This is a genomic window from Aureimonas sp. Leaf427, assembly GCF_001425485.1.
Lineage (GTDB): Bacteria > Pseudomonadota > Alphaproteobacteria > Rhizobiales > Rhizobiaceae > Plantimonas.
This window is the reverse complement of the sequence record NZ_LMQW01000005.1, coordinates 1-23,237: the sequence shown is the minus strand read 5'-3', so window position 1 is coordinate 23,237 and position 23,237 is coordinate 1. Positions and strand designations below refer to the sequence as shown.

The following is a 23,237-nucleotide window of genomic DNA, read 5'->3' as shown; positions in this document are numbered from 1 at the left end:
CGGAACAACCCGTGCAAGTTCTCGTCCGCGACAACAATGTCGACCAGGCTCTCCGCGTCCTGAAGAAGAAGCTCCAGCGCGAAGGTGTCTTTCGCGAAATGAAGCAGCGCGACCACTACGAGAAGCCTTCCGAGCGCCGCGTGCGCGCCATGCAGGCCGCCATCAGCCGCGCCCGCAAGAACGCCCGCAAGGCGGCCCAGCGCGAAGGCCTTCTGCCCAGCGCCAAGCCCGCCGCAAAGGCAGGCGGACGCTCGGCCTAAGGCCCAATTTCAGGCGTTCCGGACGCCGCCTCCTTGAGGCGATGCGGACGCGCCCTGCCCGTCATGATTTGGGCTATTTTCCAGTCCAGCGAAGGCGGCGCGGCCCTGACGGTCCGCCGCCTTTTTCGCATGGATGGATCGAAGCCGATGCTCTCGGGGCTTTCCGCCGCGGGCGCGATCTCCACGACCGATACCGCGAGACCCCGGCCGGGCTCGTGGCATTTCCGCATGCAAACGGCCTCGATCTTCGGATCGGCCCGGATATTTGCAATGTTATCAACGGCCGGATGCGCTAGCATCCCGATCCGTTGCGATGAGGTCTCGATGGCCCCGCGCCCGATCCGGGGCCGGCTGTCTCCGAGACGATGAGAAGGACCGGACGCTTGGCATCCCATTACGACGCCGCTGCCCGCAAGGATAACGCCATGCAGCGCGCCGCCCGGCCTCCCCGGCCCTTCTTCCTGCCCGCGCGCCTCGGCGTGCTCGGCCTTCTCTTCGCGCTCGGCGCCTGCCAGACGGGCGGCCCCGACGCCAACGCGATCCGCCTCGACCAGGCTCAGGGGTCGGCGGAGAACATTTCCTCGCTGACCGCGACCGTCAACGCCAATCCGCGCGATCCCGAAGCCTACAACGTGCGCGGGACCGCCTATGGCAGGGCCGGCGACTACGACCGCGCCATCGCCGACTTCACGACCGCGATCCAGCTCGATCCGAACTTCTATCAGGCCTATGCCAACCGGGCGCTCGTCCTGCGCCAGACGAACGAGGGGGCGAAGGCCGTCGCCGACTACAACACGGCGCTGAAGATCAACCCGAACTACGACAGCGCCTATATCGGGCGCGGCAACATCTATCGCGTGGCGGGACGCAACCGCGAGGCGCTCGCCGACTTCCAGCGCGCGATCGACCTCAACACGACCGACCCCCGCGCCTATCACAATCGCGGCCTGCTCTATCAGCTCGACGGCCAGCACAAGCAGGCGATCGAGGATTTCAGCCACGCGATCTCGCTGAAGGCCGATGCGCCCGAGCCCTATTCGGGCCGCGGCGTCTCCTATCTCGCGCTCGACGACGAGGAGAACGCCTTTACCGACTTCAACATGGCGCTGAAGCTCGACGACAAGAGCGCGGAATACTGGACCAATCAGGCGATCGTCTACGAACGGCAGGGCGACAAGGCGCGGGCTCGCAAGTCCTATGCGCGTGCGGCGCAGCTCGATCCGAACTATCGCCCGGCCAAGGACGGCATGGCGCGCACGAGCTGACCCAATTCGCCGGCTTCGCGCACGATGCGTTACCGCATGTGCGAAGGCGTGAAGAGGCAACGTGAAACCGAAAGAGCTGCGACGAGTTGACGAGCGACAGTCATTTTTCGGAGTAGCGTCATGAAACGTCCCGCCCTTCTCGCCGCCGCCGCCCTTCTCGGCGCCCTCGCCCTTCCCGCGGGTGCCGAAGCCGGCACGCGGCTCGGCCTTCTCACCTGCCAGAGCGACGGCGCCCTCGCCTACGTCATCGGGTCCTCGAAGGACTATCTCTGCGTGTTCAAGCCGGCCGATCGCGGCGCGGCGCCCGAGCCCTATGTCGCGCGCCTCGACACGGTCGGCGTCGATCTCGGCATCACGGGACGGCAGGATCTCTCCTGGATCGTCTTTGCGGGCAGCACCCAGCCGGGCGAGCCGGCCTCGATCGCCGGCAATTACTACGGCGTCTCGGCGGATGCCTCGGTCGCGGCCGGCGGCGGCGCCAAGATCCTCGGCGGCGGACCGGACAACGGCTTCACGCTGCAGCCGACCAGCCTCCAGGCGCAGTTCGGCCTGAACGCCACGGCCGGCATTTCCCGCTTCACGCTGGAACATGCGCCGAAGGGCGACGTCGTCTACAAGCCCTGATCCAGCGGTTTCGATCGCAGCAAAAAGCCCGCCGGAGCGATCCGGCGGGCTTTTTTCATGAGATAGGATAGCGCTCGTCGCCGTCGACGAGGCGCGAGACCGAGTGTCAGAGCAGGAAGATCGCCATCAGGATCAGGATCGCCACGACGGCGATCGTGCCGTATTTGAACATGGCGATGAAGCCGGAATAGGTCCGGTTGTGGGCGGCGTAGTCCATCTGCGCGGCCTTGGTGGTCTCGTAACCCTGCAGTTCGGCCATCGTCTCGCTCCCTGTCAAAATCAAATCGGCACTTACACGATCCGGCCTCGACCTTGCAATGGCGCAAAGCCGACGGTCACTCGGGATCGTCGCCCGCCCCGTCGATCGCCGCAAGGCTGTCGCGATAGGAAAAGCCGGCGCGCATCATCGCGGCTATGTCGCGGTCGCGCCGCTCCTCGCGCTCGCGCAGGCGGTGCGGCCCCAGACGCCGGCGTTTGGCGTAGGCGAGCGCGGCGGCCGCATCGCCCATCTCGTCGCCGGCGGTGACGGCGGCCAGCGTCTCGCGCGGCACGCCCTTCTGCCCGAGCTTGGCGGTGGCCTGACGCATGGACGTGCCCCGGCGGCGCAGCGAGGCGAAGCGGGCCTCGGCATAGGCGCGATCGTCCAGAAGCTTCAGCTCCACGAACTTCCCGATCGTTTCCTCGACGAGGGCACGGTAGCGCGCGGAGGCGGTCCCGTCTTCATCCGCGAAGGGCTCGCCGGCTGCCTCCGCCGCCCGCACGCGGCGCTCGATCTTGCGCTCGAGCACGCGGGCGAGATTGTCCGTCGAGCTCGCATAGCGCTCGAGATAATGGGCGGCGGCGCGGAAGAGCCAGTCCGCCGTGACCGGCTTCGGCCGTGCGGGCCTCGGCGCGCGGCCATCCTGGTCGGGTGGCTTGATCATGGCCTTTGATAGCGCCGGACGGCGCCGGCTTGAAGAGCATGAGGGCTTCCCAAACGACAAAAGCCCCGGACCCCCTTTCGGAGGTCGCGAGGCTTATGTCATCAGCGAGGCCGCGAAAAGATCAGGCGGCGATCCGAGTCGGCAGGATTTCGTCCTGCGTGTTCGCACGGCCGAGAATGCCGATCTCGTAGGCGAGCGTCGCGGCTTCCGCGCGGGCGCGGTCGAGGCCGGGCGCGATCTCGTCGGCGAGGTTGAAGATCGTGCCGCCGTGTAGGAAGGGCGCCTCGTAGGCGGCGCGGAGCACGAGACCGATTTCGAGACGCGGCGTGCCGCTCTGCTGGACGACGGTCTCGATGACGCGGGCGATACGGCTCGGAATGGTCGTCACGGCGCTGGCGGTGAAGGCCCAGTCGCGGCCACGGCGGCCCTTGCCGAGATCGGCGGCGAGCATGCGGTCGGTCGCGATGGCGGCATAGGCCGAGAGCGGCGAGAAGCGGACGGGGATCAGCGAGCGGTCCGCGAGCTTGGCGGCCGAGCGGATGGCCTCGGGGCTGGTGCCGGCATCGATGATGGCGAGATCGCCGCGACGGCGGGCGGCGCGCACGAGGCGCTCCATCGTCGTCTCGTCGTCCGCGGACTCGACGGTGATCTTCGAGGGACGGTCGCCCTTCTGGCTCCAGGCGACGATGTCGCGGTCACGCGCGGCATCGATCAGCACGACCGGGATATCGGCGGCGGCGGCGACGCCGGCCAGGGTCAGCGCCAAAGTGGTGGTGCCGGACGTCTTCAGGGTTCCGATGGAGATAACGGGGAGCATGGTCGAAGGGACCTTTCACGGAGCGAGAGGGCGATCTGGCTCCGCACGGATGGTCCCGCGAAAAGCCTCGGATGACGACCATCGAGTTCTGAGGCTCGTGCGTTTCCCGAAGCTGGACTGCAATTCGCTATGCTAACGTTATCTCAATAACTTGACCGGCCCCCTGTCGGCTCAACGTCTTGGCAACGTTCATCCCTTGACCGTCAGGGCGCCCTCGCGCTGCTTGATCATCATGAACGTGTCGAACGTGTATTCCGCCACCTGGGCATAGAGGAAGGTCTCGTTGCGGAAGCTCGCGAGCGAATCGTAGATTTCGCGGAAGGGCGCGTTCGCGCCGCGAAGCTCGGCATAGATCGCCTGCGCGGCATCGAAGGCGGCGTTGAGAATGTCCTGCGGGAACGGCCGGAGCTCCGCCCCCGCCTCGACGAGACGCCGCAGCGCGGCCGGATTGCGGGCGTCGTATTTCGCCAGCATCTCCACCGAGGCCGCGCGGGCGGCGGTGGCCAGAAGGCTGCGGTGGACCGGCGACAGCGCCTCGTGCGCAGGCTTGGAAATGAGGAAGGCGGGGGCGAGGCTGCCCTCCCACCAGCCGGGATAATAATAGTAAGGCGCGACCGAGAGGAGCCCCAGCACCTCGTCGTCGGCCGGGCCGATCCACTCGGCCGCATCGATGGAGCCGCCCTGCAGCGCGGCCTTGATGCCGGCGCCGGGGATCGGCAACGTCTCGACGCCGAGGCGGCGCATGACATCGGCGCCGAGCCCGGTGATGCGCATCTTCAGGCCGCGGAAATCCTGGGTCGCCGTCATCTCGCGCCGGAACCAGCCGCCCATCTGCGTGCCGGTATTGCCGCCCGGCAGGTAGACGAGGCCCTGGCGGGAGAAGAAGCCGTTCAGCTTGTCGATGCCGCCGCCCTGGTAGAGCCAAGCCTGAAGGCCTCGCGCGTTCAGCATGAAGGGCACGGCGCCGGCCAGCGCGAAGGTCGCGTCGCGGTTGACGTGATCCTGCGGCGCGGTGTGGCAGAGTTCGGCCTCGCCGGCCGCCACGACATCGAGCACGCTTTTGGCGGGATCGCCCTGCGGCAGGATCTCGATGGTGAACTCGCCGCCGCTCGCCTCCGAGACGAAGCGGGCGAGATCGACGGCGCCGCCGTGGATCGTGTCCAGCGTTTCCGGAAAGGCGGAGGCGAGACGCCAGACGGTCGTCTTGGCCGGCTGCGCCAGCGCCGGGGCGGCGAGCCCAGCGCTCGCGGCCGCGCCGATGCCGGCCGTTCCGGCCTTCAGAATGAACGAGCGACGATCCAAACCGTTGAACTCCCGGGCAGGCTGCGCGACAACCGAACACAGCGAAACGCCGTCCGTCGCGAAAGCGGCGGCATGTCGACCTCTGGCCGGCCAGATGGGGCATGTTTCCGCCGGACGCAAGTCGAAGCCTCCAGCCGGCCGGAGGTTCCCTCGCCTCTATCCTCCGCGCGCGCGATCCGATATCGCGAAGCTTCGGCCTCCCCCGCGCTTCCCGGATCGAACCCATGTCGGACACCGCCTTCCTCGTCGCCGTTCCCGCCGATATCCGCACGATCGGCAACCATCGCTGGCATGCGGCGCCCGAGAGCTATCTTTCCGCCGTGCTGAAGGTTGCGGGCGGGCTTCCCGTGATCGTGCCGGCACTGGCGGGCTCGGTCGATGTCGACGCCCTTCTGTCGCGCGTCGACGGCGTTCTCGTCACGGGCTCGGTGACGAACGTCCATCCCTCGCTCTACGGCGTCGAACCCTCCGAGGCGCACGAGCCCTACGATATCGACCGCGACGGCATGACCATGGCGGTGATCCGGGGCGCGATCCGGCGCAAGATCCCGATGCTCGCGATCTGCCGGGGCCTGCAGGAGCTTAACGTCGCGACCGGCGGCACGCTGGCGACCGAGATCCAGGACCTCGAAGGCCGCATGGATCATCGCGCGCCCGTCCATCCCGACCAAGCCGAGCGCTACGCCATCCGCCAGCCGGTCCATGCCGTCGCCGGCGGGTGCCTCGCCGGCCTTCTCGGGCGCGAGGAGATCCAGGTGAACTCGCTGCACCGGCAGGCGATCGACCGGCTCGGCGACGGGCTGGTCGTGGAGGCCACCGCACCGGACGGCACGATCGAGGCCGTCAGCGTTCGCGATGCCGGCGGCTTTTCGCTGGGCGTGCAGTGGCATCCCGAATACTGGGCGGAGAGCGACGCGGCCTCGGCCGCCATCTTCCAGGCCTTCGGCGATGCGTGCCGCGCCTACCGCGCCGGCCGCTGATCACCCTTCGGAAAGGGCGCCGAGGGCGCCCCGTCCTGCGCCGGACGTGACCGTCAGCCCTTTCTGGCGATGATGTTCTCGATATTGCGCTCGGCGAGCGCCGAGATGGTCAGCGAGGGATTGACCGCGCCGGCGGAGCCGGGAAGCAGGGCGCCGTCCATCACATAGAGGCCGGGATGGCCGACGACCCGTCCGTAGCCGTCGGTGGCCTTGCCGATGACGGCGCCGCCCAGCGGATGGGCCGTCCAGTTCTTGCCCGTCACGTCGGCGATGAAGGGATTGGCGCCGGGGATCGTCTTGGAGGCTTCGGCGATCTTGTTGTTCATCGCCCGGCACGCGGCGATGGCGTCGGCATTGCCCTCCGCCGCCCAGTTCATGGTGACGCTCTTCTTGGCGGGATCGTAGACGAACCTGCCGCGATGGGTCTCGTCCAGCACCATGCCGAGGCTCGGAATGATGCTGATGTTCACGGGCACGCCGGGCACATACCAGTTCTCGAACGTCGTGGGCATGCCGAGCGGCGTGTCGAAGATCTTGGAGGCGCTCGGCGTTCCCTCGGTCAGGCCGGTGATCCGGCCGAGGCTGCGCACGACGATCGCATCGCCGTTGGTGCCCCAGCCCTCCCCGACATGCTCGTTCAGATGGGGCAGGGTCTTCTCCGCCCGCGCCTTGACCAGAAGGCTGGAAGTGCCGATGGAGCCCGCTCCGAGGAAGAGGCGGTCGCAGGAGATCGTGGTGCGGCCGAGTTCGCGGCCCGTCGGATCGCGCAACAAGCCGCTGACGACATAGCGCTTGCCGTCTGTCCCGATGCTGAGCACTTCGAAGCCGGGATAGACCTTCGCGCGTCCGGTCGCTTCGGCCTGCCGGATGTAGTTGAGGTTCAGATCGAACTTGGCGCTGTTGGCATTGCCGTGGTTCGACCGGCCCACCGTCGCGGAAGGGCGCGAGCGAAAGCCGATCTCCGAGCGCAGGACGTTCCAGTCGAAAATGGAATCGATGCGCTCGGGCGTGTAGCCGGCCTTCGCCACCTGCCGGTCCCATTCGCGGGAATGGCCGAAGGCCTGCGAACCGTAGACGTCGCTCGGAATCGGATTGAGATTGAGCATCTTGCGGACGCGCGGATAGTGAACCCGGTCCAGTTCGTCGTAGGGGACAGCGCCCTTGAAGAGGAGATCGAAATGCGTCTTCTTGGGCTGGATCATCACGCCGGTGAAGACGACAGAGCCGCCGCCGACGCAGGCGGCGCGCCAGGCCGTCATGTTGGGAAACTCGGTCGCGTCCATGACGCCGCCGAACTTGTCGAAGACGGCGGTGTTGCCTGCGATCATCTTGGCGCTGTTGCGGAACCAGAAGGCGCGGCCGTCGGGAATCGTGTCGCTGCTGAAGATGTCGCGCCAGGGCGCGTTGGGCCAGCGGAAACCGCGCTCGATCACCGTCACCGTCTCGCCGGCCTGCGCAAGCCGCAGTGCCGAGATCGCGCCGCCGAAGCCGGAGCCGATGACGAGGTTCGGCGTATAGGTCGGGGGCAGACGCAGGTTGGCGAAGATCTCGGGCACGGCAACCCGGTAGTAGATCGAAGTGAAGGCCTCGGCCTCCGCCGGCAGCATCGCGCTCCCGACGGCCGCACCGAGACCGAGCAGAGCCTGCCGTCTGTTGATGTTCAGCATCCCGCACCTCCAACCGAAGTCGAAGGGCACGTTACAGGCAAAGTCACTGAACTCAATCTTCAAAAACGAGCGAACGAAAACATGCCTAAAGCCTGAATTCTAACTATACGCATTCCTGACGACTGAACTCGCCCCGATCTCAAAACAACGACCGACGCACTCGAACCGAGATTCGCTTGGATTTGCTTGTAGATGCGAGCATCGCACCACCGCTCGCAGGCCGGTCGAGGCACCGGATCGAGCCGGCGGATCGCGACCCGGCGGATCGTCAGACCAGCGCCCCGCCGAGAAGCGCGAGGCCGAAGAGAAGGACGAGGGCGGCGCCGAGGATTTCCACGGTCTCCATCACGCCGCGCGGCGTGCCGCCGGCCCGGCCGAGCCGCATGGCGAAACCCTTGGCGAAGACGGCGACGGCGGCAATCGCCGAGACCGTGATCGCCGTGCCGAGCGCCATGGCGAGGACGGAGAGGACGCCGCCGAGATAGAGGCCGTTCAGAAGCGCGAAGGTGAGGACCACGATCGCGCCGGAACACGGCCGGAGGCCCACCGCGACGACGGCCGAGGTGGCCGTGCCGATCGACAGGCGCTCGCTCGAAAGGCGCCTGGGGTCCGGCATATGGGCCTGTCCGCAGTCGCAATCCTCTTCGTCGCCCTCGCAGACGGACGCCGCCATGCCGCCGGAGGCGGGCCGCATGAGCGAGGAAGCGCCGCGCGCCGGCCTGTCCGCGTCTTCGGCCGTGCCCCCCGCCGTACCGGCGGCCGCGAAGGCGAGGCCGGAGGGCGCGAAGCCAAGCGACAGACGGGAGCTGCGCCGCGAGACGAGGCGCGCGAGCTTCTTGGCGAGCAGCCAGCCGCCGAAGACCGCAATCAGCGCATAGGAGGCGATCTCCAGCCAGTTCGTCGCGTCCGTCAGCTTCACCGACGTGCCGCGCAGAACGAACCAGCCGAGCCCGACCGCCAGAAGTGCCGTCAGCGCCTGGAGAAGCGCGGAGACGAAGGAGAGGAGAATGCCGCGCCGGAGCTGCACCTCGTTGGCAAGCACGTAGGAGGAGATGACCGCCTTGCCATGGCCGGGGCCGGCGGCATGGAAGACGCCGTAGGCGAAGGACAGGCCGACGAGGACGATCAGCCCGTGCGGCCCCCCCTTCAGCGCGACCAGCGCCTGGCGCAGCTCCGTGAAGAAGGAGCGCTGGATCGCATTGATCTCGATGAACAGCCCGGCGAAGGGGCCGCTCGGCTGCACCACGACCTCGGCCGTGCCGATGCCGAGGGAGGATTTCGCCAGCGCCGCCTCGGGCCCTGCAAGGAGGCAGAGGCCGGCGAGGAGGAGAACGAGGACGGTGGGGGACAGCCGGGTCAGCCGCATTTGATCTCGGCCCTCGTCGCCAGAACCTGCGCATAGTCGACACCGTCGGCCGGCACGGTCTCGTCCGGGCCGAGCGAGGCGATGGAGGACATCCACTCCTTCGCCGCCTCGTCCTCGTCGGGCACGACCACGGCCCGCGTGCAGCTCTGCGGCATGTCCACGAGCTGGAAGCTCGCATCGTCGGCGAAGTCGAAGGCGACGAAGAAGGTCTCGTCGAAATTGGAGACGGTGACGGCCTGCGCCTTCAGATCGACGGGGTCCTTCACCTTCATCTCGAAGAACATGAGAAGCTGGTTGTCCTGGTAGAGCGCGCGGATGTCGGCGGGCGCCTCGAGCGGCACGATCTTACCGTCGGCGCGCACGAAGGTGTAGAAGGACCATTCCGCGATCGACTCCTTCACCGTATCGCCGACGGCCTGAAGCTCGTCGTCGTCGAGGATGCCGTTGGCGTTCTTGTCGTAGTCGAGGACGACGCTCGTCGAGAAGAGCTCGTCCATGCGCCAGATGTTGCGGATGGATGTCAGCTTGCCGGCCGTGTCGCCGACGATCTCCATGCGCGCCTCGGCGAAGACGTGCGGATGCGCGGAAGCTGAACCGGCCGCGCCGCCGAGAAGGGCCAGCGCGCCGCCGAGAGCGAGCGCGGTGCGGCGCCGGCGCATCGACCGGCATCCGCGGGGACTGTTCGACATGTGAGGCTTCCTGGCTCCGACCGACCATCCCCTTCAACGGAAGAAGAATGGCCGAAATGGGAGCGGGCGACCGGATCGCGGCCGGCGCCTCTCCCCGTCTACTGGAGAACCACGACCTGCGCGCCGACATGGACGCGCTCGAAGAGGTCGGCGACATCGGCATTGCGCATGCGGAAGCAGCCGGCGGAGGCGGCCGAGCCGATCGAGCGCGGCGAGTTCGTGCCGTGGATGCGATAGGTGCCCCAGCCCAGATTCATGGCGCGCACGCCGAGCGGGTTCTTCGGGCCGGGACCGACCTGCTGGGGCAGATCGGGGTTCTTCTCGCGCATCGAAGGCGTCGGCGTCCAGGTCGGGTTCTGCCGCTTCTTGGAGACGAAGCTGCGTCCGAACCACTGCTCGCTCGGCTTGCCCACGGCGATGTCGTAGGCCAGCGCGCTGGACTGGCCGGTGACGAGATAGAGCCGGCGCTCGGCCGTCTTGATGACGATCGTCCCCGCTTCGTAGCCGCCGGAGAAGTCGGTCTCGAAGGCTGCGGGCTTGGCGCGGCCGGCCGCCTCGGCGAGGCCGGCGCCGGAAAGCAGCAGCGCGAGGGAGGCGGTCAGGACGTATCGGATGGCGCGCATGGCGGTCCTCGAAAGGCAGGGGCCCGGGCGGCCCGTTCGACGGCATCCTCGGGCAAGAAGGTTTCCGGCGCGTTTGCAAATCACGTCCGCCGGACGATCAGGGCTCCAGACAGAGCGAACGTTCCAACTTCCCTTCCGCCCCGTCGCACTTGCGGAACCAGATCGCCAGATAATCGACGAGAAGGCGCACGCGCGTCGGAAGATGCCGGCGATGCGGGAAGACGGCGTAGATGCCGGCATCCTTGGGCATGTAGTCGTCGAGAACCGTGACGAGCCGGCCGGCCGCGATATCGGCGCGCACGACGAATTCAGGAATGAGCGCGAAGCCGAGCCCGGCGCGCACGGCCGCGCGCACGGTGACGGGACTGTTGGCCGTGAACTGGCCGGATACGGCGACGGGCAGCGGGTCGCCGGTGGCGGGATCGCGGAAGGTCCAGTTGGAGAACATGCGCGAGTTGGAATCGATGACGGCCGGCTTGTCGGACAGCTGGTTCGGATGGGTCGGACGCCCGACCTTCGCCACGAGGTCGGGACTGGCGCAGAGCACCGAATCCAGCGGGGCCAGACGCCGCGCGATCATGGCGGAATCGCTGAGACGCGTCATGCGCACGGCCATGTCGAAGCCCTCCTCCACCAGATCGACGAAATTGTCGTCGAGATGGATGTCGAGCGAGATCGCGGGATGCTCCACCGCGAAATCGACCAGCGAGCGGCCGAACTCGGCATCGCCGAAGGTGCGCGCGGCGGAGATGCGGATGCGCCCCTTCGCCTCGCCGGTCGCCTCGCGCGCCTCCTCGTTCAAGCTCTCGAGATCGGCGAGAATCGCCGAGGCCCGCGAGAGATAGACCTCCCCGGCGCCGGTCAGCGCGATCTGGCGCGTGGTGCGGTTGATGAGGAGGACGCCGAGCTCGTCCTCCAGCTCGCGCACGTACTTGGAAAGAAGCGCCTTGGAGCGCCCGGTCTTGCGCGCCGCTGCCGAAAAGCCCTCGTTCTCGATGACGGCGATGAAGGCGCGCATGCGCGTCAGCGTGTCCATGTCAGCCTATCCATGCCATCCGCATCCCTTTTCGCCCCATCGTCCCGCGCCGGGGCTTGCGCGAAACTTGTGCTTTGTTGCCCAGAATCGACACACTGTCACGCAGCGCGGATCGGAGGGCGCGGAATCGGTCCCCGGCGCAATTTTCCTCTTGTGTATGACAGGGCCTGCTCATACATCGCGGTTGCCCAAAGTCGCACGAGCCTGTGGGCGTCCCCCGATCCTCAAATGCGAGGCCATCGGGACGGTCCTGGAGATAGCCTCCAGTCGGTTTCGCGTCAGCGAAGTCGAGGACGCCTTAAAGCAACGACGGTGCGGGCCTTTCTGGTCTCTCCCGGTCTCCACATCCGGGAATTCTGAAGAGGCACACCCTCATTGCCCTAAGTGCGGCGGGTTCAAGCCCTCCAAGCCAAGGCAGACACATCCGGTCCGGTCGCGCTCGACAGCGCAACGGACCTGCTCACGTCGCGGTCAGCGACGATTCCGCAAGGCGCCGTGAAGGCGATCGCGGAGCCGTCGTCGTCCGCACATGCTTAAACCTTGGATTCATGGGATAACCCCGATGGCAACGCAGCGTATCATCGACTTTCTCGCCACCCGCCGTCCGGCCGGCCCCTGCCTCGTGGTCGATCTCGACGTGGTCGAAGAGAATTACGGCGCCTTCCGCAAGGCGCTTCCCGATTCGTCGATCTACTACGCCGTGAAGGCCAACCCGGCCCCCGAGGTCCTGCGCCTTCTCGCCTCGCTCGGCTCCAATTTCGACTGCGCCTCCGTCGCCGAGATCGAGATGGCGATGGATGCCGGCGCGACCTGCGACCGCATCTCCTACGGCAACACGATCAAGAAGGAGCGCGACGTCGCGCGCGCCCACGATCTCGGCGTGTCGCTGTTTGCCGTGGACAGCGTCGAAGAGGTCGAGAAGATCGCCCGCGCCGCGCCCGGCGCCCGCGTCTTCTGCCGCGTCCTCACCAATGGCGAAGGCGCCGAATGGCCGCTGTCGCGCAAGTTCGGCTGCGTGCCGGCCATGGCGATCGACGTTCTCGTCTACGCGCAGTCCCTCGGCCTCGTCGCCACGGGCGTCTCGTTCCATGTCGGCTCGCAGCAGTGCGACACCAATGCCTGGGACGCGGCGATCGCGGATGCCAGCTCCGTCTTCCAGGCGCTGGCCGAGAAAGGCATCGTCCTGACGCTCGTCAACATGGGCGGCGGCTTCCCGACGCGCTACCTGAAGGACATCCCGACGGCGGAGGCCTACGGCCGCTCGATCCACGGCAGCCTGGTTCGCCACTTCGGCAACCACATGCCCGAGACGATCATCGAGCCCGGCCGCGGCATGGTCGGCAATGCCGGCGTCATCAAGGCCGAGGTCGTCCTCGTCTCCCGCAAGTCGGCGACCGACGAGAACCGCTGGATCTTCCTCGACATCGGCAAGTTCGGCGGTCTCGCCGAGACGATGGACGAAGCCATCCGCTACCCGATCACGACGGCGCGCGACGGCGACGCGATGGAGCCCTGCGTCCTCGCCGGTCCGACCTGCGACAGCGCCGACGTTCTCTACGAGAAGAAGCCCTACCCGCTGCCGATCACGCTGACGATCGGCGACGAGGTTCTGATCGAGGGCACCGGCGCCTACACGACGACCTATTCGGCCGTCGCCTTCAACGGCTTCGAACCGTTGCGAGCCTACGTCATCTGACCCCCGGCGCTCCGTCGCCGGGGAGTTCTTCCCCGCGCGCCGGAGCCTTTGCAGCCGGCGCGCATTCCCGCTTCCCTTCGAGAATCCCGCATGCCCCGCCTCGGCGGGCTCGCGGGATGCTGAGGGTTCTTAGAGACAGAGCGCCGACCCCAGCCCCCGAAGGGCGGACGGTGCTCCTGCCCGGGTCAGATCAAGCCAATGTCCGCTCTCGCCGCCTCCCTTCCCTTCAGCGCCTTCCTGGCGCCGGTCGTCACAATCGGCGCAGAGGCCTCGAGCGAGGTCTTCGCGCGCGAGGCGCTGCTCGACCGCGCGATGGGGCCGATGCGCCGCCGCAAGGCCTCGGAGGCCCTGCGCCGCGGCCGCCTGCCCTCCAAGGGGCTGGCCCTTTCCGCGCGCGCCGAGGACGGCACGCTTCTCGGCACGGTGCGGCTCTGGGACGTGGCGGCCGGCGACGGCGGCACGCCGTCGCTTCTTCTCGGCCCGCTGGCCGTCGAGCCCACGCTGAACGGCGCGGGCATCGGCTCGGCCCTCATGCGCCGGGCCATCGCCGAGGCGCAGTGGCGCGGCCATCGCTCGATCCTCCTCGTCGGCGATCCCGACTACTACCGGCGCTTCGGCTTCTCGGCCGAGCCGGCGGCCGGCCTTGCCATGCCCGGCCCGTTCGAGCGCCATCGCATGCTGGGCCTGGAGCTTGCCGAGGGCGCGCTGGCGGGCGCCGCCGGTCTCATCCGGCCGACCGGCCGGCGCGCCTTCAATCCGGCCGCCAAGCGCCCGCGCGCGGCATCCGGCGCGGCGAACGGCGCAAGCTTCTGATCGGTTTTGCGCGTTTCTTCGCGGCGCGAGGGACTTAGCCGGCCCGCGCCGCGAAGAGCGCTTGTGCTCCTGCGTCGTCTCGTGTCCATGAAGAGCGGGGATAGAACCCGTGCGGCGCGTCCGCACGGGACGACGTTTGCGGAATACGGCGCATGGGTTTTCGGGAACAGGACGAGGCGTCCGCGCTGCGCGCAGAGAACGAGGAGCTTCGGGAAAGGCTCGCGCGTCTCGCCGCCGAGACGGTTCGCCCTCTCGTTTCGGCCGAAGAGAAGCGCTATCGCCACATCGTCGAAAGCGCCGTCGACTACGCCATCATCGCGGCGGACACGACCGGCATCATCACCGACTGGAACGAGGCGGCCGAGGGAATCTTCGGCTGGACCGCGGCCGAGATGGTCGGCCGGCCGCTCGGCTCGATCTTCACGCCGCAGGATCTCGAAGCCGGCGTGCACGAGCACGAGATGCGCCTGGCGCTCGGCCGGGGCAAGGCCAAGGACAATCGCTGGCATCTGAAGGCAGGCGGCCAGTTCTACGCGAGCGGCCAGATGACGCCGCTCACCGACGACAACAACCAACCGATCGGCTACCTGAAGATCCTGCGAGACCGGACACGCGAGGAGGCCGACCGGCGCGAGCTCGAGGTCAACCGCGAGCGGCTGGAATTCGCCCTCGACGCCTCCGCCCTCGTCGGCACCTGGGACTGGGACGTCGCCGCCGACACCATCTATGCCGACCGGCGCTTCGCCGATCTCTACGGCGTCGATCCGGTGCGGGCCGCGGCCGGCGTGCCCTTCGGCACCTATGCGTCCGGCATCCACGCCGAGGACCGCAGCCGCATCGCGGCGGCGGTGGAGGCCGCCCTCACGTCCGGCAGCGCCTTCGCGGAGGAGTACCGCACGATCGACGCCTCGGGCGAGCTTCACTGGGTTCGCGCCTGCGGACGCTGCTTCCTCGACGCGAACGGGCGGCCCGAGCGCTTTCCCGGCGCCGTCGTGGACATTACGAGCGAGCGCCGCAGCGCCGCGCGGCAGGCGGCGCTTCTCCAGATCGGCGACGACCTCCTCTCGGGCAGCGGCCCCAGCGACTACAAGATGCGTGCGCTCGAAATCCTCGGCGAGACGCTGGAACTCGACCGCGTCGGCTATGCCCGCATCGACGGCGCCGAGGAGAACGCGCTGACCGCCAGCGCCTGGACCCGCAACGGCACCCCGCCGATGCCGCGCAGCTTCGATCTCGCCCGGTTCGGGCCGGATTTCGTGCCGGCCCTGCGCACGGGAACGCTTCTCGTTGAGGATGTCGCGCTGCATCCGGCGACCTCGGCCGGCGCGCAGGCTTTCACGGCGCTCGACGTGCGCTCGGCCGCCCATGTCACCGTGATAGAGAACGGGCGCCTTCGCGTCCTCCTCTTCCTCCACGACCGGCGCGTGCGAAGCTGGGCGGAGGACGACGTCGCCTTCATCCGCGAGGTGCTGAACCGGGCCTGGAGCTTCTCGGAGCGGATGCGCACGCAGACGGCGCTCGTCGAAGCCGAGACGCGCCTGCGTCTCGCCCACGAAGCCGCCGATATCGGCACGTTCGACCTCGATCTCGTCAACGACGAGCTTCTCTGGGACGCCCGCTGCAAGGCCTGTTTCGGCCTGTCCGACGACGCCGTCGTGACCTACGAGAGCACGTTCCTCGACGGCCTGCATCCGGAAGACCGCGAGCGCGTGGTCTCCGAAGTCGCGCTCGCGCTCGACCCCGCGGGCACCGGCGAATTCGACTCGGTCTACCGCACGATCGGGCGCGAGGACGGCAAGCTTCGCCATGTCCATGCGAGCGGCCAGACCGTGGTGCGCGCCGGCCAGACCGTGCGCTTCGTCGGCGCGGTGCGCGACGTCACGGAAGAAAAGCAGGCCGAGGAGCGCCAGCTGCTCCTGACGCGCGAGCTTCAGCACCGCGTGAAGAACACGCTCGCCATGGTCAATGCGCTGGCCAACCAGACGCTGCGCCGCGCCGCCAACGTGCAGGACGGTCTCGCCGCCTTTTCTGCGCGGCTGATCGCGCTCAGCCATGCCCACGATATCCTGACGCAGACCTCCTGGACGAGCGCCCCGATCGGCGCGATCGTCGCCCAGTCCCTCGAAAGCCACCGCCTGGAAGACGGCACGCGCTTCGTCTGGTCGGGTCCCGATATTCGGCTGAACGCCAAGCAGAGCCTCGCCCTCGCGCTGGCGCTGCACGAGCTTGCGACCAATGCGGCCAAATACGGCGCGCTGTCCGGCGACGAAGGCCGGGTCGAGATCGACTGGCGTATCGAAGGCGGAAGCCTCCCGCGTCTCGTCTTCGAATGGCGCGAGAGCGGCGGACCGCCGGTCCAGGCGCCCTCCAAGCGCGGCTTCGGCTCACGCCTGATCGAACAGTCTCTCGCCATGGAGTTCGGCGGCGAAGTTCAGATCGACTACCACCCGACCGGCGTCGTCTGCCGCATCGACGCCCCGCTCCACGACGATGGCGGAGAACCCGTGATCGGGTGATGCCGATTTCGGTTCGCTGCCGTTTTTCGAGAGGTGAATTGCTGCAGGCACTCAAAAGAACGCCTTGCGCGGACGGATCGCACGCAAGGCGTTGCTTGGTTTCAGCGCTTGGGCGCTTCCACGAACCATCCTGTCAGGCGCCGCACGAAGGGCATGACCAGCAGGAGGACGGGGAAGGCCACGGGCCAGGAGAGCGCCCAGCCGCGCAGCCATTGCTCGGCGAGGTCGGGGGCGAGCCCGACCGCCCGCATCGTGGAGATGCCGGAGACGATGCAGCACATCATCAGGGACAGAAAGAACGGCAGGACGATGCCGTTGTAACGAGAGGGAAGCTTGCGAAAGGCGATCATGCCCGGACTCCGTCGTGCGAACGGCCGATGATATCGGCGGTTCGATGGCGCGTTGCATGACGTTAACGCTTACGACGTGATGTGCGGGAGCACGAGCCAAGTGTTGCCACAGGATGCTTCCCGCCGTCAATCGCCTCGAACGACGGGAGCCTTCGAGGCGCGGAAAAGCCGGGTCTCTCCGCAAGACCGCAGCCGCCGCTTGCGACGGGGCCCCGGCCCCGGCCGCAAGACGGCAGCATTCGCCCGGCGCTTTACCCCGCGATGTCGATGACCCCGGCCTCGCCCTCCTCCGCGCCGAAGGAGAGGCGGGCACCGGGCTTGTCCCAGCCGAGCGCCGTGATCGCGCCCTTGCCCGCGCGCCGCAGCAGCGCCTCGCGCGCGTCGGAGAAGCGGACGGCGAGGATCATGCCGTCGCCATAGCCGATCGCCACCATATCCTCGGCGGGGTGGCAGGAGACGGCCGTCACCTGCATGGTGCCGCGCGTGCCGAGCTCCAGCGGAGCCTTGCCCATCGGGCCGTCCTTGGCGGAGAAGGGCCAGAGGATCGCAGCCGGCGCGCCCGAGGTCGCCAGGAACTTGCCCTTGGCGGACCAGGACCAGGACTTCACCTTGGCGGGATAGCCCGTCATCTTCATGTGCTTGCCGTCCTCGACGCGCCAGCCGTGAAGCGCGTTCTCCTGCATGCGCGTGACGAGGAAGCGCCCGTCCGGCGAGAAGGCGATGCCGATATGCGCGCCCTTCCATTCGAGATGGGCCGGCGGGCTGTCGGTCCCTGCGAAATAGAGCGAGGCGCCGTCGTAGCGCGCGGTCGCGATGCGCAGGCCCTTCGGCGCGAAGGCGATGTCCTCCACCGAGCGCTGGTGCACGAACTCCCGCAGCGGGCCGGAGGCCGGCAGGACATAGGCGGTTCGCCCGGAGGCGAAGCCCACCGCGCCGCCGGGTCCGGGCGCGACGGCGCCGATCCACTTGCGGCCGATCGAGGCGAGTTCCTTCGCCGGCCCGTCGCCGGCGATGGCGACGACCCGGCCATCCTCGCCGCCCGTCAGAAGACGGCCGGCGCCCGCATCGAAGCGCGCCGTGAGAAGGCCGCCGCGATGGGCCTCGACCACGCGCTCGCCGCCTGCGGGAAAGCGAACGGTGCCGTCGGCCAATGCGAAGACCGGCTCCCCCGAAAGGAAGCCGGCCCATTCGACGTAAGCGCCGAAATCATAAGGTGCGATCGATGGCATCAAGCGTCGGCCTTCTGGCGCTCCTTGGCGATACAGGCCTCGAACTCCGTCTTCAGAGCCGCAGCGTCGAGATCGCGCCCGATGAAGACGAGCCGGCTCTCGCGCGCCTCGCCTTCCCGCCAGGGCCGCTGGTGGTCGCCCTCCACGATCATGTGGACGCCCTGCACGACATAGCGGTCGTCGTCGCCGGCGAAGGCGATAATCCCCTTGAGGCGCAGGATCTTCGGCCCCTGCTCCTGCGTCAGGGTCTGAATCCAGGGGAAGAAGCGCCGCTGGTCCATCTCGCCCGCCCGCAGCGAGATCGAGACGACCGTCACGTCGTGGATCGGCGAGGCCGCGTCGTGATGGGCATGGTCATGCCCATGATGATCGTGGCCGTGGTGATCATGGCCATGGTGGTCGTGACCGCCATGATCGTGGCGGTGATCGTGATCGTGCGCATGATGCGCATGGTCGTGATGATGATGGTCGTGGTCGCAGTCGGGGCCGCAGACATGCTCGTCATGCGCCTGTTCGGCCTCCTTCAGGAACTCCGGATCGGCATCGAGCACGCGCGAGAGGTCGAAGGCGCCCTGGTCGAGAACGCGGTCGATCGCGACGCCGGCCCGGGTCGTGCGGTGGATGCGGGCGACGGGATTGATGGCGCGCACGGTCGCCTCGACCTTGGCGAGTTCTTCCGGCGTCACGAGATCGGTCTTGTTGAGGATGATGACGTCGGCGAACGCGATCTGATCCTCGGCCTCGCGCGAATCCTTCAGCCGCAGCGGCAGGTGCTTGGCATCGACCAGCGCGACCACGGCGTCGAGCCGCGTCTTGGCGCGCACGTCCTCGTCCATGAAGAAGGTCTGGGCGACCGGCACGGGATCGGCAAGGCCCGTCGTCTCCACGATGATCGCGTCGAAGCGGCCGGGACGCTTGGTCAGCCCTTCCACCACGCGCACGAGATCGCCGCGCACCGTGCAACAGACGCAGCCATTGTTCATCTCGTAGATCTCCTCGTCGGATTCCACGATGAGATCGTTGTCGATGCCGATCTCGCCGAACTCGTTGACGATGACCGCGTAGCGCTTGCCGTGATTCTCGGAGAGAATCCGGTTGAGCAGCGTCGTCTTGCCGGCGCCGAGATAGCCGGTGAGAACGGTGACGGGGATCTGGGCATCCGAAGCGCGAGAGGTGTCAGACATAGCTGTCTCCTTGATGGTCGGCCGCATATAAGCGCCGCGGCGACGAAATGCACGGGGGGAGCCGCAGCCCCTTCAGTCGAAGACGGCGAGATCGAAGCGGGCGGCGTCGCCGAGGAACTCGGCGAAGCGGGCCGCCTGATGCTCGGCGATGCGCCGGCCCATCTCGGCCGTGCCGAGCCCGGCGTTCCCCACCACGCCGGAGGCATTGAGATCGCTCGCCATCCAGCCGAAGCCGAGCCGCCCATGGGCGCGCAGGTGCAGGTTGTCCCGCTCCAGTCGCGCCTGAAGCGAGGGCGCCGGCGCGATGCGATCGGACCGCACGAGATCGGGCCTGAAATGCAGCATGAGCGCGGTCTCGACCGCGCCGCCGTGAATGCCGTGCGCCAGTTCCTCCGCGGGAAGAAGCCCCTCCGGCACGCCGAAGCGCATCCAGCTCGCCGTCGCCACGAGGAGGCCGAGCGAGCGGCGCAGCACGAGGGCCGCCGCATCGACCGAGGGCGTGTTTCCGCCATGCGAGCTGACCACCGCCAGCCGCCGGAACCCCGCCGCATGAAGCGAGCGGCCGATGGCGACGATCGCCTCCGACATCGGCGCGAAGCCGAGATCGAGCGTGCCGGGGAAGTTCGAGTGCTCGATCGAGGCGCCGATCCGCAGCGGCTCCAGGACGGTGACGGGCGCCGCCTCGTCCAGTTTCTCCAGGAGCTTGGCGATCATGCCCTCCGCGATCATCGCATCCGTTCCGAGCGGCAGATGGGGCCCGTGCTGCTCCACCGCGGCGACCGGAAGCACCGCGACGACACCGGCGAGCGAGGCGCCGAGCACGCGAAGATCGACCGTCGTCAGCTCCTCGAAGCGGCGATGCATGGAAACCTCCGGCCCATCGGGCGAAAACCGGGGCGAAACACGCCCTCCACCCCCGTGTTGGTCGGCTGCTCGGGTGGACAATGCAAGGCCTCTTCTTCATCTTGGCGCCGAGGCGGAACCGGGTGACATGACAGCAGGACGCAAGCGCAAGCGATCGACGATGACGCAGCTCGTCCTTTCCGCCCGGGCGAGCCGTACGGCGCTTTCCGCGCATCTGGCTGCGATCGACGTCTATCCCGGCCAGGATGCCGTTCTTCTCGCTCTCGGCGCCGAGGACGGGCTGTCGCTGCGCGATCTGGCGGATCGGCTGAGCGTGCGCCCGCCGACCATCACCAAGACGGTCGCCCGGCTCGCCTCGCAGGACATCCTGGAAAAGCGGCCCTCCCCCACCGACGCCCGGCAGAGCCACGCCTTTCTCACGGAAAAGGGTCTGGCTCTCCTGCAGGAGGTGCGCATCGCGCAGAAGGCGGTGGAACGCGAGGCCCTGAAGGGGCTGAGCGACAAGGAGCGCAAGTCGCTGCGCAAGCTCCTGCAGCGGGTGGAGCGCAATCTCGGCTCGGAGGTCGACGACACAGACGACCTACCGGAGACGGCGTGACCCGAATGGCCGCTGCCCGCTCGCCCTTTTCGACCAGACGGAGTCCCTCGCGCTTGCCCCGCATTCTTCCCCGCTCGCGCCGGAGCGCCTGATCCGATGGCGCAGAAGGTCAAGCTTTCCACCATCGCCGAAGCGCTCGGGCTCTCCACCGCCACCGTCTCGCTGGCCTTGCGCGACAGCCCTCTCGTCGCCGAGGTCACGCGCGAGCGCATCAAGGAGCAGGCGCGCAGCTCCGGCTATATCTACAATCGCCGCGCCGCGAGCCTTCGCACCTCGCGCTCGGGGATCGTCGGCGTCTGCGTGCACGACATCATGAACCCGTTCTTCGGCGAAATCCTGAAGTCGATCGAGAACGAACTGGATCGGCACCGCCAGACCTTCGTCCTCTGCAACCACTACGACGATCTGACCAAACAGCGTTCCTTCGTCGACACGATGCTGCAGCTCGGCGCGGACGGGCTGATCATGTCGCCCGCCATCGGCACGCCGGCGAGCGACATTCGTCTGGCCGAGGAGAACGATCTTCCCGTCGTCCTCATCGCCCGCAGCGTCGAGGGCGCGGGCGTGACCAGCTTTCGCGGCGACGACGCCTATGGAATGAGTCTTGCCGTTCGCCATCTTCTCTCGCTCGGCCATCGCAAGATCGCGATGGTCGGCGGGGCCGAGACGACCTCCACGGGCCGCGACCGGGCGACCGGCTATCGGCGGGCGCTCCTCGAAGCCGGCATCGAGCCGAAACCGGAATGGCGGATTTCAGGCCCGCGCAGTCGCCATTCCGGCTTCGACGCGGCGGCGGATTTCCTCGCCCTGCCCGACCGCCCGACCGCCGTCGCCTGCTTCTCGGACCTCGTCGCGCTCGGCTTCATGTACGGCCTCAGCCGCGCGGGCCTTCGCGCCGGCATCGACGTCGCCGTCACCGGCTACGACGATATCGACGAGGCCGTCATCGCCATGCCGCCCTTGACGACGGTGGCCAACGGCCAGAGCGAAGTCGGCCGTCGCGCCGCGGACTCCCTCCTGAAGCGCCTCGGCGGCGAACCCGCGGAGGGACGGCTCGAACTGATCACCCCCGAGCTGAAGATCCGCCAATCCTGCGGGTCGCCGAGCCCGGACTGATCGGATCGGGCTGCAACTGACGTGTGGCGCTGATACGACGGAAAAGGTGGTTCGGCCGCGGTTCCGGCTTGGCAGATCGAACCTTCTCTACCCTTCGCCCGTATTTTCCCGAGGGTCGGGTTATCTAAGCGCGGTTTCCGGCCACGTGGGCACAGCCAACGTCGCCCCTCGGGCGCCCGCTCGCGACGCGGCGACGGGATTCCGGCTCGGTTCAGCCTCACCCGTCGGCTGCGAAGCGACGGCATTCGCGCAACAGCGACGTTTCTGCCTTCGATATCAGTATCCATCTCTTTCGCTTCGACGAGTCCGGTCGATCTCCCGAGAGATGCTCTCAATGCGCGCTGCTCGATCCTGCGCTTTGGAATGCAGCTTCCATCGACCCGCGCGACGTCAGCTTCGATCCATCCCGGACGAATAGGCTGAAGGAGAATCGTTGAAGGTTCGGAGCGCATCGCGACTGGCCGATGGCCACCAAGACCGATCCGGCCCGCTCAAGACGCGGCGTCGTCCAACCGGGTCCGCCCGGATGTGGGCCGCTCACCGGAGAAAGGTCGAAACCCTCATGCGCTTCGCAACCATTGCCCTCGCCACCGGCCTCGTCGGCTCGTTCTTCGCATCCAACCTGCAGGGCTCGCTCTCGTCGTCCGTCGCCGAAGCCGCCCCCATGCTGGCGGCGAACGCATTGACGTCCGATGATCTCGACGCGGTGGAGACGGGGAGCATCGGTTCTGCAACGGGCACGCGACCAGACGGGCTTCGGCTCATCGATCTTCGCAGCGGCACGACCTGCAAGGCCGACGGTGCGGGTTCGGCTGGTGCGACCTTCACCGACGTCCCGCTCGGCCGCGACTGCAAGACCTCCCCCTCCCTCTCCCGCATCGCCCAATGGCGATCGGGGGCCGACGGCACGCTGGTCATGGCGGACCGCGACGGCGCGACGATCCTCGAATTCGCGCCGGGCGACGGCGTTCTCTACGAATCCGTCTATCCGAACGACGAGTTGATCACGATCGTCCCGGCCCGCGGCTAACGTCGGTTGAACTCGATATGAGACGCCGGCAGATCTGGCGCATGCCTCCGTCTTGAGCTTATCCGCCTTGTGGTGCCGCTATTTCGAAGGTGTTTCGGACAGCGGCCGGGAGATCGTTTTCAACGACGTGAACGCGGACCGTCTGCACGCGGCGGCTTTGCGCTCGCGGGATGAACCGCTGTCGTTTCTAGAGGAGCGCGACATATTCGGCACGGTCGCCGACAGCGCCGTTTTCCGGGATCGGTTCGTCGAAGCATTGACGTCGCTTCGCGATGTCGGGACGCGTTCG

Annotated in this window: 24 protein-coding genes and 1 pseudogene; 11 read left to right on the top strand and 14 right to left on the bottom strand. The window is 67.8% G+C overall.

What is annotated here, in order from left to right; genetic code table 11:
- The first annotated feature begins 11 nt into the window (after positions 1 to 11).
- On the top strand, positions 12 to 260 hold the full coding sequence (gene rpsU, locus ASG62_RS05255; RefSeq protein WP_056696047.1) for a 30S ribosomal protein S21: 249 nt from the start codon (positions 12 to 14) through the stop codon (positions 258 to 260).
- Here the strand turns inward: rpsU and ASG62_RS05250 are convergent.
- A complete protein-coding gene (locus ASG62_RS05250; protein WP_057180309.1) occupies positions 257 to 559 on the bottom strand; it encodes a hypothetical protein in 303 nt (100 codons plus the stop codon). The genes rpsU and ASG62_RS05250 overlap by 4 nt on opposite strands.
- Positions 560 to 685: 126 nt before the next feature.
- Here ASG62_RS05250 and ASG62_RS05245 point away from each other — a divergent pair, with 126 nt between their 5' ends.
- Positions 686 to 1,525: a tetratricopeptide repeat protein gene (locus ASG62_RS05245; protein WP_056696045.1), complete on the top strand. Its 840-nt coding sequence runs from the start codon at positions 686 to 688 to the stop codon at positions 1,523 to 1,525.
- Positions 1,526 to 1,645: 120 nt separating this feature from the next.
- On the top strand, positions 1,646 to 2,149 hold the full coding sequence (locus ASG62_RS05240) for a DUF992 domain-containing protein (RefSeq protein ID WP_056696043.1): 504 nt from the start codon (positions 1,646 to 1,648) through the stop codon (positions 2,147 to 2,149).
- Positions 2,150 to 2,255: 106 nt separating this feature from the next.
- On the opposite strand, the gene ASG62_RS05235 is transcribed toward ASG62_RS05240, so the two are convergent.
- The 4 genes from ASG62_RS05235 to ASG62_RS05220 all read right to left on the bottom strand — a co-directional run bounded on the left by ASG62_RS05235 (position 2,256) and on the right by ASG62_RS05220 (position 5,191).
- Positions 2,256 to 2,408: an aa3-type cytochrome c oxidase subunit IV gene (locus tag ASG62_RS05235; protein WP_056696041.1), complete on the bottom strand. Its 153-nt coding sequence runs from the start codon at positions 2,406 to 2,408 to the stop codon at positions 2,256 to 2,258.
- 76 nt (positions 2,409 to 2,484) lie between these two features.
- Complete coding sequence (locus ASG62_RS05230) at positions 2,485 to 3,072, bottom strand: regulatory protein RecX (RefSeq protein WP_056696039.1); 588 nt, start codon at positions 3,070 to 3,072, stop codon at positions 2,485 to 2,487.
- 121 nt (positions 3,073 to 3,193) lie between these two features.
- Positions 3,194 to 3,889 carry a hypothetical protein gene (locus tag ASG62_RS05225; RefSeq protein ID WP_056696038.1) on the bottom strand — a complete coding sequence of 232 codons (696 nt, stop codon included), beginning with the start codon at positions 3,887 to 3,889 and terminating at the stop codon, positions 3,194 to 3,196.
- Positions 3,890 to 4,078: 189 nt separating this feature from the next.
- Positions 4,079 to 5,191: a TRAP transporter substrate-binding protein gene (locus ASG62_RS05220; RefSeq protein WP_056696037.1), complete on the bottom strand. Its 1,113-nt coding sequence runs from the start codon at positions 5,189 to 5,191 to the stop codon at positions 4,079 to 4,081.
- A 224-nt stretch (positions 5,192 to 5,415) separates the two neighbouring features.
- Here ASG62_RS05220 and ASG62_RS05215 point away from each other — a divergent pair, with 224 nt between their 5' ends.
- Positions 5,416 to 6,171: a gamma-glutamyl-gamma-aminobutyrate hydrolase family protein gene (locus ASG62_RS05215; RefSeq protein ID WP_056696036.1), complete on the top strand. Its 756-nt coding sequence runs from the start codon at positions 5,416 to 5,418 to the stop codon at positions 6,169 to 6,171.
- A 53-nt stretch (positions 6,172 to 6,224) separates the two neighbouring features.
- On the opposite strand, the gene ASG62_RS27800 is transcribed toward ASG62_RS05215, so the two are convergent.
- From ASG62_RS27800 to ASG62_RS05190, 5 genes are all read right to left on the bottom strand, one after another.
- Entirely contained in the window at positions 6,225 to 7,838 is a 1,614-nt protein-coding gene (locus tag ASG62_RS27800) for a GMC oxidoreductase (protein ID WP_056696035.1), read from the bottom strand.
- A gap of 268 nt (positions 7,839 to 8,106) precedes the next feature.
- Positions 8,107 to 9,204, bottom strand: coding sequence for a nickel/cobalt transporter (locus ASG62_RS05205; RefSeq protein WP_056696034.1), 1,098 nt, complete (start codon positions 9,202 to 9,204; stop codon positions 8,107 to 8,109).
- Positions 9,195 to 9,893 carry a DUF1007 family protein gene (locus ASG62_RS05200; RefSeq protein ID WP_244487615.1) on the bottom strand — a complete coding sequence of 233 codons (699 nt, stop codon included), beginning with the start codon at positions 9,891 to 9,893 and terminating at the stop codon, positions 9,195 to 9,197. Before ASG62_RS05200 ends, ASG62_RS05205 begins: the two co-directional genes overlap by 10 nt.
- A gap of 98 nt (positions 9,894 to 9,991) precedes the next feature.
- Positions 9,992 to 10,516 (bottom strand): L,D-transpeptidase, encoded by a 525-nt coding sequence (locus ASG62_RS05195; RefSeq protein WP_056696032.1) that lies wholly within the window; start codon positions 10,514 to 10,516, stop codon positions 9,992 to 9,994.
- A 97-nt stretch (positions 10,517 to 10,613) separates the two neighbouring features.
- The gene (locus tag ASG62_RS05190; protein WP_056696031.1) at positions 10,614 to 11,552 is read right to left on the bottom strand and encodes a LysR family transcriptional regulator; all 939 of its coding nucleotides are present in this window, start codon (positions 11,550 to 11,552) and stop codon (positions 10,614 to 10,616) included.
- Positions 11,553 to 12,114: 562 nt separating this feature from the next.
- Here ASG62_RS05190 and odc2 point away from each other — a divergent pair.
- The 3 genes from odc2 (at position 12,115) to ASG62_RS05175 (ending at position 16,577) form a co-directional block, all read left to right on the top strand.
- Positions 12,115 to 13,248 carry an ornithine/lysine decarboxylase gene (gene odc2, locus ASG62_RS05185; RefSeq protein ID WP_056696030.1) on the top strand — a complete coding sequence of 378 codons (1,134 nt, stop codon included), beginning with the start codon at positions 12,115 to 12,117 and terminating at the stop codon, positions 13,246 to 13,248.
- A 198-nt stretch (positions 13,249 to 13,446) separates the two neighbouring features.
- Positions 13,447 to 14,061, top strand: coding sequence for a GNAT family N-acetyltransferase (locus ASG62_RS05180; RefSeq protein ID WP_056696029.1), 615 nt, complete (start codon positions 13,447 to 13,449; stop codon positions 14,059 to 14,061).
- A gap of 152 nt (positions 14,062 to 14,213) precedes the next feature.
- Entirely contained in the window at positions 14,214 to 16,577 is a 2,364-nt protein-coding gene (locus ASG62_RS05175; protein ID WP_056696028.1) for a PAS domain-containing protein, read from the top strand.
- Positions 16,578 to 16,678: 101 nt separating this feature from the next.
- Here ASG62_RS05175 and ASG62_RS05170 read toward each other — a convergent pair whose 3' ends face one another.
- From ASG62_RS05170 to ASG62_RS05155, 4 genes are all read right to left on the bottom strand, one after another.
- Positions 16,679 to 16,927: a DUF2798 domain-containing protein gene (locus ASG62_RS05170; RefSeq protein ID WP_056696026.1), complete on the bottom strand. Its 249-nt coding sequence runs from the start codon at positions 16,925 to 16,927 to the stop codon at positions 16,679 to 16,681.
- Positions 16,928 to 17,178: 251 nt separating this feature from the next.
- On the bottom strand, positions 17,179 to 18,156 hold the full coding sequence (locus ASG62_RS05165) for a WD40 repeat domain-containing protein (protein WP_056696024.1): 978 nt from the start codon (positions 18,154 to 18,156) through the stop codon (positions 17,179 to 17,181).
- Positions 18,156 to 19,340: a CobW family GTP-binding protein gene (locus ASG62_RS05160; RefSeq protein ID WP_056696022.1), complete on the bottom strand. Its 1,185-nt coding sequence runs from the start codon at positions 19,338 to 19,340 to the stop codon at positions 18,156 to 18,158. Before ASG62_RS05160 ends, ASG62_RS05165 begins: the two co-directional genes overlap by 1 nt.
- A 72-nt stretch (positions 19,341 to 19,412) precedes the next feature.
- Positions 19,413 to 20,204: a creatininase family protein gene (locus ASG62_RS05155; RefSeq protein WP_056696020.1), complete on the bottom strand. Its 792-nt coding sequence runs from the start codon at positions 20,202 to 20,204 to the stop codon at positions 19,413 to 19,415.
- A gap of 127 nt (positions 20,205 to 20,331) precedes the next feature.
- Here ASG62_RS05155 and ASG62_RS05150 point away from each other — a divergent pair, with 127 nt between their 5' ends.
- The 4 genes and pseudogenes from ASG62_RS05150 to ASG62_RS25310 form a co-directional block, all read left to right on the top strand.
- Positions 20,332 to 20,802 (top strand): MarR family winged helix-turn-helix transcriptional regulator, encoded by a 471-nt coding sequence (locus ASG62_RS05150; RefSeq protein WP_056696018.1) that lies wholly within the window; start codon positions 20,332 to 20,334, stop codon positions 20,800 to 20,802.
- 96 nt (positions 20,803 to 20,898) lie between these two features.
- A complete protein-coding gene (locus ASG62_RS05145; protein ID WP_056696015.1) occupies positions 20,899 to 21,918 on the top strand; it encodes a LacI family DNA-binding transcriptional regulator in 1,020 nt (339 codons plus the stop codon).
- Positions 21,919 to 22,480: 562 nt separating this feature from the next.
- Positions 22,481 to 22,948, top strand: coding sequence for a hypothetical protein (locus ASG62_RS05140; RefSeq protein ID WP_056696013.1), 468 nt, complete (start codon positions 22,481 to 22,483; stop codon positions 22,946 to 22,948).
- Between the two features lie 34 nt (positions 22,949 to 22,982).
- Positions 22,983 to 23,237: pseudogene (locus tag ASG62_RS25310) on the top strand (mannitol dehydrogenase family protein); the annotation flags it as partial.